Origin of the sequence: Pseudomonas sp. TMW 2.1634 (genome assembly GCF_001703595.1) — a bacterium.
Classification (GTDB): Bacteria; Pseudomonadota; Gammaproteobacteria; order Pseudomonadales; family Pseudomonadaceae; genus Aquipseudomonas; species Aquipseudomonas fragi.
In genome coordinates, this window is record NZ_CP016849.1 from 3,667,313 (window position 1) to 3,680,477 (window position 13,165).

The window sequence follows — 13,165 nt, forward strand, 5'->3', positions numbered from 1 at the left end:
CCACAGGGCTGGTCAAAGCAGCCTGCTCGTCAAAGCTGAGCTTGCTTCAAAATACTGTTGATCGTTTTGGTCAGTAAATCTTTCTTCGGGTGAGGAATCGTTACCAGCCCCGGCTTTGTCGGGTGTTTGAAGTGGTGATGACTTCCCTTGCTCCGTACCAGATACCAACCGTCAGCTTCCAGTGCGGTTATCAGCTGTCGGCTATTCAAATTCGCCACCTTCAAGAGTGGTTACTATAACCACCAAATTTACATAATGTCATCTGTAATCAAGGCTCCAGTCGTCAGTGCGCATGAATATCTCCTGACAGATGACCCCACATCATCTGTACCGTGAAAAACCATCCTTTGTCAGCCCGCGCAGATGTAACCTCTAATTACCGGAAGCAAAGTGACGTCGATCACTTATTTCAACAATAAAAGCGCCTCCCGGAGCACCCTCCATGCACAGCGGTCCCACTCTTTTGCTGGTGTTGTTTTGCGCCATCGCCCTGATTGTCTTCCTGATCGTCAAAGTCCGCGTCCATGCCTTTCTGGCCCTGACCGCTGCGAGCTTTGTGGTGGGGATCGGTTCGGGCATGCCACTGGTAAAAATTGCTTCATCGTATGAGGCAGGTGTTGGCGGAACCCTCGGGTTTCTGGCAACGATCATTGGCCTGGGCGGGATTCTGGGCAAGATGCTGGAGGAGTCCGGCGGCGCGGAGCGCATCGCACAGGCGCTGTTGCGCGCCCTGGGCAAGGAACGCGCCTCGTGGGCCATGATGCTGGTCGGCTTTATTGCCGGCATCCCGGTGTTTTTCGAAGTGGGCTTCGTGCTGCTGATTCCGCTGATCTATGTGGTCGCCAAAGAAACCAAAATCAATCTGCTGTACCTGGGCGTACCGCTGGCCGTGTCGCTGATGGCCGTGCACTGCATGCTGCCGCCGCACCCTGCCGCGATGGCGATCACCGGGATGCTGGGCGCCGATGTCGGCAAAGTGATCCTGTATGGCTTGATTGTCGCGCTGCCGACCGCCGTGATTGCCGGGCCACTGTGGGTCAAGCTGGTGTGCAAGCCCGAGGCGCCAGCCACTCAGGAAGCATTTTTGAACGAGCATTGTGATGACAGCCAGACCCGTGACTTACCGGGCCTTGGCATCACCCTGCTGACCATCGCCCTGCCGTTGCTGCTGATGGTCGGTAAAAGTTTCGCTGCCGGCCTGCCCCATGATTCCACGGCATTCAGCGTGATTTCGTTTCTGGGCACGCCCCTGATCGCCCTGTCGATTGCCGTGGTGTTTGCCTATTGGGCGCTGGGTTTACGCCGCGGCCTGTCGATGGCCGACTTGCTCGCCCACACGCAAAAGAGTTTTCCGCCGCTGGCCGGCATCCTGTTGATTATCGGCGCCGGTGGCGCATTCAACGGCATCCTGATCGACAGCGGCGTGGGCAATGCGCTGTCCGCCTCGTTGACCCAACTGAACATGAACCCCATTGTGCTGGCATGGCTGGTGGCCGGTTTGATGCACTTCGCCGTCGGCTCGGCAACGGTGGCAATGATCAGCGCCGCAGGTATGGTGTTACCCATGCTGGGCGCGCACCCGACGGTGAGCAAAGAAATCATCTGCATTGCCATCGGTGCCGGGGCAATGGGCTGGACCCACGTTACGGATTCGGCCTTCTGGGTGGTCAAGGAGTACCTGGGCGTGTCACTGACCGACGCCTTGAAAACCTTCACCACGGCCACCGTACTGGCGTCGACGATCGCTCTGGGCCTGACCCTGCTGCTGTCGCGCTTTGTTTGATTGAACCGGTATTTTTCGCCTTAACGTTTAAAGGGACCCCGTCATGATTTTGGGCAGAACACTTGAAAGCTGGTGCGCCAGTTACCCGCTGATTCGCGAGCTGGTCGCACTGCAAGAGACCACCTGGTTCAACCCGGGTGTGGCACCAGTCGCGCAGGCGCTGGGCGATGTAGGGCTGAGCGCTGCCGACGTCGCCGATGCCAGCGCCCGCCTGGCGCGCTTTGCCTCTTTTCTTGAGCGTGCCTTCCCGGAAACCGCAGGCAGTGGCGGCATTATCGAGTCGGACATTGTCCCGCTCACCCACCTGCAGCCCTTGCTCGCCGAGCGCTACGGCCAGCCTTTGAACGGTGCACTGTGGCTCAAGCGCGACAGCCATCTGCCGATTTCGGGTTCGATCAAGGCCCGTGGCGGTATTTATGAAGTACTCAAGCATGCCGAAGACCTGGCCCTGGCCGGTGGCCTGCTGACCCTCAAAGACGACTACGCGCTGCTGCACAGCGACAAGGCGCGGGCCTTTTTTGGCCAGTACAAGATCGCCGTGGGCTCCACCGGCAACCTTGGCATGTCGATCGGCATCATGGGCGCCGCGCTGGGCTTTGATGTCACCGTGCATATGTCGGCGGACGCCCGGCAATGGAAGAAAGACAAACTGCGCTCCCACGGTGTCACCGTGGTCGAGTACGAAAGTGACTACAGCGTGGCCGTGGCCCAGGGTCGCCAGCAGGCAGAGTCCGACCCGGCCTGTCATTTCGTCGACGATGAAAACTCGGTCAATCTGTTCCTCGGTTACGCTGTGGCCGGCGAGCGCCTGAAGCAGCAACTGGCTGGCGCGCAGATCAGCGTGGATGCCAGGCACCCGCTGTTTGTGTATCTGCCTTGCGGCGTAGGTGGCGCGCCCGGCGGCGTAGCTTTCGGCCTCAAGCTGGCCTTCGGTGACGCGGTGCACTGCATCTTCGCCGAGCCCACTCATTCACCGTGCATGATGCTGGGTGTGTACACCGGGCTGCATGATGAGGTCAGCGTGCAGGATTTCGGCATCGATAATGTCACGGCAGCAGACGGCCTGGCGGTCGGCCGTGCATCGGGTTTTGTCGGCAAGGCCATGCAGCGTCTGCTCGACGGTTTCTACACGGTCAGCGACAAAGAAATGTACAGCCTGCTGGCCCTGATGGAACGCAGCGAAGGCCTGCGCCTTGAGCCTTCGGCGCTGGCGGGTGTACCCGGGATTGCCCGGGTGCAGGGCGAGCAGCAAGGCTACCTGGCCCGCGCCGGGCTGGACTCGCAAGCGATGCAAAACGCCACCCATCTGGTTTGGGCAACGGGGGGCAATATGGTGCCTGCCGACGAAATGGAGGCCTACCTGGCCAAGGGCCGTGAGCTGCTGGGCTGATTCAGGCGCAAAGCGGATGTGGCAAGATGCTCCCATCGCCACATCCCGCCAGAAGCCGGCCTTTGGCTTGAGGGAAAACCACCGTGCTTAACCTTCCGCCCCGCATCAGCTCACGGCTCAACAGCAGCCAGTTCGCCAATCTGCATACCTTTCTGGTGGCCGCCCGCCATCTAAGTTTTGCCCGAGCGGCGCAGGAACTGTGCCTGACCGCCAGCGCCGTCAGCCATCGCATCAGTCGGCTTGAAACCGCGTTGAACATGAAACTGTTCCAGCGCCTTACCCGCCAGGTCAGCCTGACTGACGAAGGCGAGCGAATTTTCGAGATTTTGCAGAGTGCAATGGGGGAATTATCCGAGGCACTCGAGCGCTCCTCACAAGCGGAAATTGCCGGCTCCATCGCCCTCTACGCAAGGCCTTCGGTGGCCCAATGCTGGCTGGTACCGCGGCTGGCGGACTTTATCGAGCGCTACCCGCTGGTATCACTGGACCTGCGGGTGGGCAATGACAATGTCGACTTTCGCACACGCAAAATAGATTTGGCCCTGTACTACGCCAACGGCGAATTCCCCGGCCTGACCAGCCATCGATTGATGCGCGAACAAATGGCGCCGGTGTGCAGCCCGAAATATGCGCAGCGTCACCGTCTGTATGAGAACCCGCAAAACCTGAGCCACTGCACCACCCTGCACGACTCCCTGGCCTGGGATCATGCCGCCTATGACGCCGAGTGGACCTTGTGGGCCGAACAGCACCACCTGCTCGCGGCACTGCCCAAGCGCACCCTGACCTTCGACCGTTCGGACCTCTGTGTCACGGCAGCGATGAGCCACGCAGGCATCGCCATCGGCCGTCAGCAACTGGTGCAAAAACGGATTGATCGCGGCGAACTGGTGCTGCCTTTTGGCGGTTTCAGCCAGTGTGGCCACTACGATTACTACCTCGTACACCCACCGCTCAGCGTAGTGCCCAAGCGCTTGCAGGTGTTTATAAGCTGGTTGCACGAGTGTGCCGGGGAAGGATCTGCAGAGTCTGCGTGATCACTTCTACTCAGCAAAGTTTTCGATTTTGATCTGACCATCCGGAAAGGTCGCGATAATTTCCAGCTCGCCCCCCATGGCCTGGATGTAATTGCGCAGCGTACTGATATACATGTCCGTACGCCGCTCCATTTTAGAAACGGCTGCCTGGTTGATATTCAGTGCTTTGGCCAGCGTTTCCTGACTGAGCGCCTGGGCTTTGCGCAGCTCATGCAACGGCATTTCTTGTAAATGCTGGACGTACAAAGCCTGGGCTTGCGCCCGCGCCTCTGGGCTCATGCGCGCTTCAAGCCCGGAAAATTTTTTAGCCATTATTCTGGCCCTCTTCAATCAGTGTTTGTAAATGAACGTCGTAAAGCCTTTGTGCAACAGGGACGTTCTCTTCATACCACCGGTCATGGCCGGTCTTGTCACCGCCAATCAACAGCAAGGCGCAGCGACGCGGGTCAAAGGCATAAAGCACCCTATAAGGGCGGCCCGCATGCTGTACACGCAGCTCTCGAAGGTTGCCATGCCGCGAACCCTTGATATCGCTGCAATGGGGGAAGCGCAGGGCCGGCCCGAGCAGCTCTAGCAATTTGACACTGGCCGCCACGCTGACCTGTTCCTTTTCACTGAGCCTTTCCCACCAGTAGCCAAATTCGTCGGTGTACTCAACGTTCCATGTCATGCTCAAAATATGCCACCCAAGGAATATAATCTCAAGGGAATAATCTTAAGCACTTCAGCTAATGGCCAACTAGTTCTCGGTCCAGCTCAAGTGTGAGTGATGGTTTCATCCGGATGGGTAACTTGCGGCGCGGTTAATCGCGGCCAAAAAAAAATGCCCCGAACCAGTCGGGGCGTTTTTGTTCAGATGTCCAGCCTGTTTAGCAGGCGGGTAGCATCAGAAAATGCTGATCGGGTAATCAACAAATACGCGAACTTCGTTGCCGCCCACGTTGTAGTCGCTGGCATTGTTGGATACGCGCAACCACGAGCCACGCAGACGCACGCTCAGGTCCTTGACCGGGCCGCTTTGTACGACGTACTTGGCCTGGTTGAAGATTTCGCGCTCTGTGCCACGGCCACGGTCGGAACCGTCGTCGATGTTGGTACCGCGAACGTAGGCGATGTTGTAGGTCAGGCCCGGAATGCCAACGGCACCGAAGTCGAAGCCATAACCCAACTGCCACGAACGTTCGTCCTTGGCGTTGAAGTCGGACCAGTAGGAGTTGGCCAGCAGGATGGTGTTGCCGCCATCGCCCACGCCGCCTGCGTTGCGATAGCCGCCGTACGGGTAGCCGATTTCGCCGGTGCTGCTCTGGTACGCCAGGGTCACGGTGTGTGCGCCAAAGGCGTAGGTGCTTGCCAGGCTCCAGATCTTGTTGTCCTGGCCATCCACCTTCAGCACGTCACGGGCGTAGTCTTCTTTGACATGGGTACGGTAGCCGTTGAAGTCAAACGTCAGGGACTGTTTGTCTTGCAGCGGGATCGCGTAGGTCACGCCCACATACTGTTTGTTCAGCTCGTCTTCCATTTCGGAGCCGTACAGGGACGCCGACAGGTTGTCAGTGAACTTGTAGCTACCACCGAACACGTTGATGCTCTTCAGGTCACCGCTGTCGCGTGCTTCAGCACTTTTACGCGACTCGGCCGTGAAGCGACCGACGTTGATTTCCAGGCCGTTGATTTCCTTGGAGGTCAACAGGGTACCGGTGAAGCTTTCCGGCATCAGACGCGAGTTGTCATACATCAGCACTGGCAGCGCCGGCATTTGGTCGCCGTACTTGAGCACCGTGTTGGAGAAACGCACTTTCACCGCAGCGCCAGCCTTGGCGATGTCGTCAGCCGCTTTACCGCTGGCGCCCTGCTTGAAGAAGTCGATACCGCCCGCGCCGCTTTTGCCACGGCCGCCATCCAGACGCAGTGCGTAGATGCCAAAAGCATCCACACCCACGCCCACGGTGCCCTGGGTGAAGCCCGAAGTGAAGGTACCGAGGAAACCCTGGCCCCATTCGGCTTTGTCTTGTTTGTGGTCTTTGTAGTCACGGCTGATGTAGGCGTTGCGCGCCAATACATTGAGGTGGCTGTCTTCTACAAAACCTTTTGCGTCAGCTTGATCGTTAGCCATTGCCTGGGTAGCACTCAGTACGCCCAGAGCGAGAAGACCTATCCGTTTGTTCAACATATTATTTTCCTTATTTCTGAATAGAAGCGCGCTGTGGGATTCAAGCTGAAACATTGAGTGGTGGTTGCTTCACATAAACAAAAAAGACCCGCACGAAGACTGTGCAGGTCTTTCGAAAAGTTGGTGTATGGCTTATCGCCACAGGCGTTGGCAGGGATCCTAGCCGCCGTGACGGCGAGGTGTCAATTTCGTGAAAAATTTGTTAATTGCCGTCACTTGAGAAAGTTCTGACCGATATGTCAGCAATTGTTACTGGCAGCCACTCAGACCGCAGGTAGGCGCTGAAACAGTTTCGCCTTCGGCGGGCATGCCCTCTTGCTGGCGCAGCCAGGCTGCAAAGGCTTCAGGCTTGCCCAGATACGGCCCCAGATCGATCACCCGGTATTGCCCGGACTGCTCCAGCACAACGCTCGGAAAGCCCTGGCCACCTACCCGTGACAGCAATTGGCGGCTGGCCTTGAAGTGCGCCTGCGTCACTTCGCCGCTTATCGCAGCGTAAGCGGCGCGGAAGCCATCGGTATCCAGGCCCATTTCGGCAGCCACTGCCAGCAACACTTCTTTATCGGCAATCCGCCGGCCCTCTGCGTAATGCGCCGTTTGCAACCGCCCCAGCATGTCGAGGCCGCGTCCGGCCAATTGCTCGGCGGCCAGCACCGCGGTGGTCGGCGGCGCCGAATCGAATACTGCCGTGGTGTCGCGCAGCAAACCTTCAAAGTAGGCCTCGCCAAAGGGTTGCCCGGTGTATTGGGCAATACGATGGTCATGGGGCATCACGTAATCGCGTAATTGCGCCGACACCGTCTGGCGCTGTGCGCCGGTCATCATCCCGCCGCCGTGGGCCACGACCGGCAAAATGTTGCGCGCGGCGTCGATCAGTGGCTTGGCGCCATAGCACCAACCGCACAGGGGGTCGTAGAGGTAATGCAGAACAGGTGTGGCGATCATGGCGGGCTCCGGATTAGCAAAAAAATCAGAATGCCAGCCTAGCCTTGCGCGGCCGGGGGAAAAACGCCGGTCTGCCTTTTAGTGTGTTGCGTGAACCGGGCGAATCAGCTGCGGCAAGGACTGCAGGACTGAGAAATAAATAGATACATATTTGCAGACGTCGCAATTGGTAATTCTTAACATAAAGCAACAAGAACCATTACCATTCGCGCCCTAAAAATATAACCAACTATTACAACTGCCGGACACCCCTCAACCATGCTCTCCCCTCGCCGTTTAACGCCCTTGAATCTGGGGCTGTGTGCCTTGCTGTACGCCGGACTCAGTAACGCTGCCACCGTGCTTCCCGAACTGTCGATCAGCGCCAGCGAAGCCGAAGCAGATGACCCACGGGTCAAGGACGTCACCACCGCCACCCGCACATCAACCCCGGCGCGCTATGTGCCACAAGCCATCGACTCGGTAAAAACCGCTAACGTCCTCGATTACGGGATCAACAGCATTGGCGAAGCCCTGAGCGGGATTCCCAACGTCAGCAGCACGGCCGACACGCGCTTTGACAGCCTGCGCATTCGCGGTTTTGACGCCAGCAACGACTTTTACCTGGATGGCATTCGCGACGACAGCCAATACGTGCGCGACCTGCACAACATCGAGCGCATCGAAGTGCTCAAAGGCCCTGCGGCAGTGTTATACGGTCGCGGTAGCCAGGGCGGGATCATCAACCGCGTCAGCAAAATGCCGCAGTTCGGTCGCCAGTCGAGCGTTCAGGCCCAGGGCGGCAGCGAGGATTTGCGCAGCCTGTATGCCGACCTCAGCACCGACCCGAGTGACACCATCAGCCTGCGCCTGAACATGGGCAACGAAGACAAAAACAGCTTTCGCGATCACGTCAGCGGTAACCGCCAACTGTTCGCACCCTCGATGAGCTGGCAAATCACCCCCGACCTGAACTGGCTGGTGCAATACGAATACAACCGCTACAACCGCACCCCGGATCGCGGCATTCCGAGCATCGACGGGCGCCCGGCGGATGTCAGCCGTGGCACCACCTACGGCGGGCAAAACGATTTTATCGACGATAAAGTCCAGAACCTGCGCTCGCGCCTGAGCTACGAATTGAGCGACAACTGGCAACTGCGCCATACCCTGGGCGTGTTCAAGCTCGACAGCCAGTTCGAAAACACCTACCTGACCGGCTACGACCCGAAAATCAACAAGGTCAACCGCCAGAGCTGGCAGCAGGACATGACCACCCGCAATATTTTCAACAACCTCGAAATCGAAGGCGGCTTTGACACATTCGGCCTGGAGCACCGCCTGCTGACCGGGCTGGAACTCGGCAGCCAGCGCCGCGACCCCAAACTCTACAAAGCCGGGGGCGTACCGCCAGTAGATGTGTACAACCCCGATCGCAGCCTGCGCCCGACCGGGCCGATGGTGATTTCCAGCGACAACCACACCGAAGTCGAGAGCCAGGGCCTGTATGTTCAGGACCAGCTTCGCCTCAACGATCAATGGCAGGTACTGGCCGGCTTGCGTTACGACCGCTTTAACGTCGAGACCACCAACCATCTCAGGCCCTTGATCCCGACCGAAGAACGCAAAAGCCACAGCACCAGCCCGCGACTTGGCGTGGTCTGGACACCCTTGCAAAACCACTCGTTCTACGCCTCGTGGACCAAGACCTTCTCCCCGGTGGGCGGCGGCCTGATCGGCATCACCCCCGGTGCTGCAGGCAACACCAACGACCTGAGCCCGGAGCTGACCAAGCAAAAGGAAATCGGCGTAAAGAGCGACTGGCTGGATGACCGTCTGAGCACCACCCTGGCGGTGTATGAGCTGGAGCTCTACAACCGCCGTACCAAGGACCCGGACGACCCGACCATCACCCTGCTCTCCGGCCTGCAACGCTCACGCGGCATCGAACTGACCGCCAGCGGCAAGCTGGGCGGCAACTGGTACATGCGCGGCGGCGTGGGTGTGCAGGATGCAACGGTGGTCAAGGACAACAACGGGCTTGAGGGCAAACGCATCAATGGCGTGGCCAAGCACAATGGCAGCCTGTTTATTACCTGGAAGCCGGAGATGGGCTGGTACGCCGAAACGGGCCTGACCCTGGTGGGCCAGCGTTACGCCGACAACCAGAACACCGTGATATTGCCGGGCTACGGACGCTGGGATGCGCTGGCGGGTTATCGCGAAAAAGACTGGGATGTGAGCGGGGCGCTGACCAACCTGACCGACCGTTACTACTATGCGTCGGCCACCAGTGCGGCGCAGATCATGCCGGGCGAGCCGCGCAGCCTGGTGATGACGGGGACGTACAAGTTCTGAACAAATAGCGACCCTGTGGGAGCGGGCTTGCTCGCGATTGAATCACCGCGGTATGTCAGACAGACCGCAGCGCATTTATCGCGGGCAAGCCCGCTCCCACACCAGTCAGATTTTGTACGGTGCAGGCTGTTGCTGGGTCAGGCAATGGATATTGCCGCCACCCAGCAACAATTCACGACCCGGCACCATGACCACTTCGTGCTGCGGGAAGATCTTTTGCAGGATGGCCTTGGCCTGCGCATCCATCGGGTCGTCAAAGCTCGGCGCGATGATGCCGCCGTTGACGATCAGGAAGTTCACATAAGAACCCGCCAGACGCTCGGACGGATTACGGTCCTGGCTACCCGCCACTTTATCGACACCGTCACACTCTTCCTGGGTCGCATACATCGGCCCCGGGATCGGCATTTTGTGTACCACGAACGGCCGCCCCTTGGCGTCAGTGCTGGTTGCCAGCACATTCATCGCTGCATGGCAGCGCGCGTAGTTGGGGTCACGCTCGTCGTCAGTCCAGGCCAGCAACACTTCACCCGGCGCAACGTAGCAGCAGAAGTTATCCACATGGCCGTCGGTTTCATCGTTGAACAGGCCGTCCGGCAGCCAGATGATCTTGTCCACGGCCAGGTGCGAACGCAGTACGTCTTCGATTTCTTCGCGTGACAGATGCGGGTTACGGTTGCGGTTCATCAGGCACTCGGCCGTGGTGATCAGCGTGCCTTCACCATCGACGTGGATCGAGCCGCCTTCAAGCACAAAGCCTTCGGTGTAATAACGCGGGCAACGTTCGATTTCCAGCACCTTGCTGCCCACTTGTTGGTCACGGTTCCACGGGAAGTACAAACCGCCGTCAAAACCGCCCCAGGCATTGAAATCCCAGTTTACGCCGCGCACTTCGCCGCTGTGGTTGATCACAAAGGTCGGGCCGCTGTCACGCACCCAGGCATCGTCGCTGGAAATTTCGACCACACGAATATTCGGCATATCGAGTTGCGCGCGGGCATTTTCGTACTGGCCGGCCGACACGCCGACGGTTACCGGCTCAAAACGCGCAATGGCCTTGGCCACCGCTACATGGGCCGCCTGGGCCGGCTTGCCGCCCAGGCGCCAGTTATCCGGGCGCTCGGGCCAGATCATCCAGGTTTGGGTCTGCGCAGCCCATTCGGCAGGCATATGAAAGCCGTCAGCGCGCGGCGAACTGTGCAAAGTGGTCATCTGGACTCCTGGAAAGCGTCTGGGTGTTGAGTACGAAAAAACATGACAGTGGACGCAGCTCAGTACTGCGTCAACGGCGAGCATCCTTATAGCCGATAAATATCGGCAATAAAATCAATTTGCTCATGAAAAATGATATTTAGTCGAAAATATATCGATATAAATCTGTATTTCCAGGTTCGCACACAAGTTCCCGACAACGCCCACTTGCACCCCCCGGCGCATCCCCACAAGCTATGCCTCATATGTTTAAAGGCCTTCAGGGAATAAGGAATCACCACATGCGCATTTTAGTCACCGGCGGCGCCGGTTTTATTGGTTCAGCGTTGATCCGTCACCTGATCAAAAATACCGGGCACGAAGTCCTCAACCTCGACAAGCTGACCTACGCCGGTAACCTGGAATCGCTGCAAGGCATTGCCACCGATACCCGTTACGAGTTCGTGCAGGCCGATATCGTCGATCAGGCGGCGGTCAGCGCGATCATTGCGCGTTTCCAGCCCCAGGCGATCATGCACCTGGCGGCCGAGTCCCACGTGGACCGTTCCATCGACGGGCCGTCGGACTTTATCCAGACCAATATCGTCGGCACCTACAGCCTGCTCGAAGCTGCCCGCGCTTACTGGCTGACCCTGCCCGAGCCGGAAAAAAGCGCCTTCCGCTTCCACCATATTTCCACCGACGAAGTGTATGGCGACCTGCACGGCGTCGACGACCTGTTCACCGAGACCACGCCCTACGCGCCAAGCTCGCCGTATTCGGCCAGCAAGGCAGCGTCCGACCACCTGGTCCGCGCCTGGAACCGCACCTACGGGTTGCCGGTGCTGCTGACCAACTGCTCGAACAACTACGGGCCGTTCCACTTCCCCGAAAAACTGATCCCGTTGGTGATCCTTAACGCCCTGGCCGGTAAACCGCTGCCGGTATACGGCAACGGCCTGCAAGTGCGTGACTGGCTGTTCGTCGAGGACCATGCCCGCGCCCTGCTTAAAGTGGTGACCGAAGGGGTGGTGGGCGAGACCTACAACATCGGCGGCCACAACGAGCAGAAGAATATCGACGTGGTGCGCAGCATCTGTGCCCTGCTCGAAGAACTGGCACCCGCACACCCGGCAGGCGTGGCGCAGTTTGCCGACCTGATCACCTTCGTCCAGGACCGCCCGGGCCACGACCAGCGCTACGCGATTGACGCCAGCAAAATCGAGCGCGAGCTGGGCTGGGTACCCGAAGAAACCTTCGACACCGGCCTGCGCAAAACCGTGCAGTGGTACCTGGACAACCTGGAGTGGTGCCAGCGTGTGCAAGACGGCAGCTACCAGGGCCAGCGCCTGGGCTTCACCGAACCAAAGGACCTGATCGCGTGACTGATTTCAAAACCCCATTGAAAATCCTGATCAGCGGCAAGACCGGTCAAGTGGCCGTTGAGTTGCAAAAGCACCTTGCCGGCCTGGGCGAGTTGATCGTCCTGGGCCGCGATGTGCTGGACCTGAGCCAGCCCGGGCAAATCCGTGCCCAGGTGCGGGCGCACAAGCCGGATCTGCTCATCATTGCCGCAGCCCACACCGCCGTGGACCAGGCCGAAAACGAGCCGGAACTGGCCTTTGCGATCAATGCCATCGCCCCTGGCGTGTTTGCTGAAGAAGCGGCGGCCCTGGGCATCCCCTTGATCCACTACTCCACCGACTACGTGTTCGATGGCCGCAAGGCTGCGCCCTATACCGAAGACGACGCCACCAACCCGCTGGGCGTGTATGGCAAAAGCAAGCTGGCGGGTGAACTGGCGATCGCGGCGAGCGGTGCCCGCCACCTGATCCTGCGCACCAGTTGGGTGTACTCGACCCACGGTAAAAACTTCCTGCTGACCATGCAGCGTTTGCTGCAGGAGCGTTCAGAGCTACGCGTGGTAGCAGATCAGGTCGGCGCGCCGACCTGGGCCGGCACCATCGCCCAAAGCACGCGGGCATTGATCGAGCGCTGGCAAGCGGGTGATGCCGGGGCATGGGGCACCTATCACCTGACCGCCAGTGGCGAAACGTCCTGGTTTGGCTTTACCCAGGCCATCGCCGGCCACCTGACGGCACAAGGTAAGGCGTGCGCAACGCTGGAGCCCATCCCCGCCAGCGCCTACCCGACGCCTGCGGCACGGCCACAGAACTCGCGCCTGGATTGCAGCCGGCTGGCCCGCGAATGGGGCGTCACCCAGCCCGACTGGGAGGCTGCATTGAGCGCGTGCCTGGCCGAGCAACCAGACTAACGCCAATCCCCTTGTGGGAGCGGGCTCGCTCGCGATG

Annotated in this window: 12 protein-coding genes; 6 read left to right on the forward strand and 6 right to left on the reverse strand. The window is 59.3% G+C overall.

Going from position 1 to position 13,165, the window contains the following annotated elements:
• Positions 1–29: 29 nt before the first annotated feature.
• A complete protein-coding gene (locus BFC21_RS17300; protein WP_095004378.1) occupies positions 30–209 on the reverse strand; it encodes a type II toxin-antitoxin system HicA family toxin in 180 nt (59 codons plus the stop codon).
• A gap of 233 nt (positions 210–442) precedes the next feature.
• On the opposite strand from BFC21_RS17300, the gene BFC21_RS17305 reads away from it, so the two are divergent.
• The 3 genes from BFC21_RS17305 to dsdC all read left to right on the forward strand — a co-directional run bounded on the left by BFC21_RS17305 (position 443) and on the right by dsdC (position 4,210).
• Positions 443–1,783 (forward strand): gluconate:H+ symporter, encoded by a 1,341-nt coding sequence (locus BFC21_RS17305; RefSeq protein ID WP_088378488.1) that lies wholly within the window; start codon positions 443–445, stop codon positions 1,781–1,783.
• A 43-nt stretch (positions 1,784–1,826) separates the two neighbouring features.
• Positions 1,827–3,173: a D-serine ammonia-lyase gene (gene dsdA, locus BFC21_RS17310; protein ID WP_095004380.1), complete on the forward strand. Its 1,347-nt coding sequence runs from the start codon at positions 1,827–1,829 to the stop codon at positions 3,171–3,173.
• A gap of 83 nt (positions 3,174–3,256) precedes the next feature.
• Positions 3,257–4,210, forward strand: coding sequence for a DNA-binding transcriptional regulator DsdC (dsdC, locus tag BFC21_RS17315; protein ID WP_120266394.1), 954 nt, complete (start codon positions 3,257–3,259; stop codon positions 4,208–4,210).
• A gap of 6 nt (positions 4,211–4,216) precedes the next feature.
• On the opposite strand, the gene BFC21_RS17320 is transcribed toward dsdC, so the two are convergent.
• The 4 genes from BFC21_RS17320 to BFC21_RS17335 all read right to left on the reverse strand — a co-directional run bounded on the left by BFC21_RS17320 (position 4,217) and on the right by BFC21_RS17335 (position 7,325).
• Entirely contained in the window at positions 4,217–4,522 is a 306-nt protein-coding gene (locus BFC21_RS17320; protein WP_016783069.1) for an XRE family transcriptional regulator, read from the reverse strand.
• Positions 4,515–4,880 carry a type II toxin-antitoxin system RelE/ParE family toxin gene (locus BFC21_RS17325; protein ID WP_088378491.1) on the reverse strand — a complete coding sequence of 122 codons (366 nt, stop codon included), beginning with the start codon at positions 4,878–4,880 and terminating at the stop codon, positions 4,515–4,517. The genes BFC21_RS17320 and BFC21_RS17325 overlap by 8 nt, the downstream gene beginning before the upstream one ends.
• A gap of 216 nt (positions 4,881–5,096) precedes the next feature.
• On the reverse strand, positions 5,097–6,380 hold the full coding sequence (locus tag BFC21_RS17330; RefSeq protein ID WP_086799352.1) for an OprD family porin: 1,284 nt from the start codon (positions 6,378–6,380) through the stop codon (positions 5,097–5,099).
• A 249-nt stretch (positions 6,381–6,629) separates the two neighbouring features.
• The gene (locus BFC21_RS17335; protein WP_120266395.1) at positions 6,630–7,325 is read right to left on the reverse strand and encodes a DsbA family protein; all 696 of its coding nucleotides are present in this window, start codon (positions 7,323–7,325) and stop codon (positions 6,630–6,632) included.
• Between the two features lie 258 nt (positions 7,326–7,583).
• On the opposite strand from BFC21_RS17335, the gene BFC21_RS17340 reads away from it, so the two are divergent.
• Positions 7,584–9,662 (forward strand): TonB-dependent siderophore receptor, encoded by a 2,079-nt coding sequence (locus tag BFC21_RS17340; RefSeq protein ID WP_088378493.1) that lies wholly within the window; start codon positions 7,584–7,586, stop codon positions 9,660–9,662.
• Between the two features lie 105 nt (positions 9,663–9,767).
• Here BFC21_RS17340 and aguA read toward each other — a convergent pair whose 3' ends face one another.
• Positions 9,768–10,874: an agmatine deiminase gene (gene aguA, locus BFC21_RS17345; RefSeq protein WP_088378494.1), complete on the reverse strand. Its 1,107-nt coding sequence runs from the start codon at positions 10,872–10,874 to the stop codon at positions 9,768–9,770.
• 281 nt (positions 10,875–11,155) lie between these two features.
• On the opposite strand from aguA, the gene rfbB reads away from it, so the two are divergent.
• Together rfbB and rfbD are read left to right on the forward strand one after the other, a co-directional pair.
• A complete protein-coding gene (gene rfbB / locus BFC21_RS17350) occupies positions 11,156–12,238 on the forward strand; it encodes a dTDP-glucose 4,6-dehydratase (protein WP_016783063.1) in 1,083 nt (360 codons plus the stop codon).
• 17 nt (positions 12,239–12,255) lie between these two features.
• On the forward strand, positions 12,256–13,128 hold the full coding sequence (gene rfbD, locus BFC21_RS17355; protein WP_120266736.1) for a dTDP-4-dehydrorhamnose reductase: 873 nt from the start codon (positions 12,256–12,258) through the stop codon (positions 13,126–13,128).
• Positions 13,129–13,165: the final 37 nt, after the last annotated feature.

What these genes read in the sequence shown, in the direction of transcription:
- BFC21_RS17305 (WP_088378488.1), top strand. Translation starts at nt 443, where the DNA reads ATGCACAGCGGTCCCACTCTTTTGCTGGTGTTGTTTTGCGCCATCGCC.
- dsdA (WP_095004380.1), top strand. Translation starts at nt 1,827, where the DNA reads ATGATTTTGGGCAGAACACTTGAAAGCTGGTGCGCCAGTTACCCGCTG.
- BFC21_RS17320 (WP_016783069.1), bottom strand. Translation starts at nt 4,522, where the DNA reads ATGGCTAAAAAATTTTCCGGGCTTGAAGCGCGCATGAGCCCAGAGGCG.
- BFC21_RS17325 (WP_088378491.1), bottom strand. Translation starts at nt 4,880, where the DNA reads ATGACATGGAACGTTGAGTACACCGACGAATTTGGCTACTGGTGGGAA.
- BFC21_RS17330 (WP_086799352.1), bottom strand. Translation starts at nt 6,380, where the DNA reads ATGTTGAACAAACGGATAGGTCTTCTCGCTCTGGGCGTACTGAGTGCT.
- BFC21_RS17335 (WP_120266395.1), bottom strand. Translation starts at nt 7,325, where the DNA reads ATGATCGCCACACCTGTTCTGCATTACCTCTACGACCCCCTGTGCGGT.
- BFC21_RS17340 (WP_088378493.1), top strand. Translation starts at nt 7,584, where the DNA reads ATGCTCTCCCCTCGCCGTTTAACGCCCTTGAATCTGGGGCTGTGTGCC.
- aguA (WP_088378494.1), bottom strand. Translation starts at nt 10,874, where the DNA reads ATGACCACTTTGCACAGTTCGCCGCGCGCTGACGGCTTTCATATGCCT.
- rfbB (WP_016783063.1), top strand. Translation starts at nt 11,156, where the DNA reads ATGCGCATTTTAGTCACCGGCGGCGCCGGTTTTATTGGTTCAGCGTTG.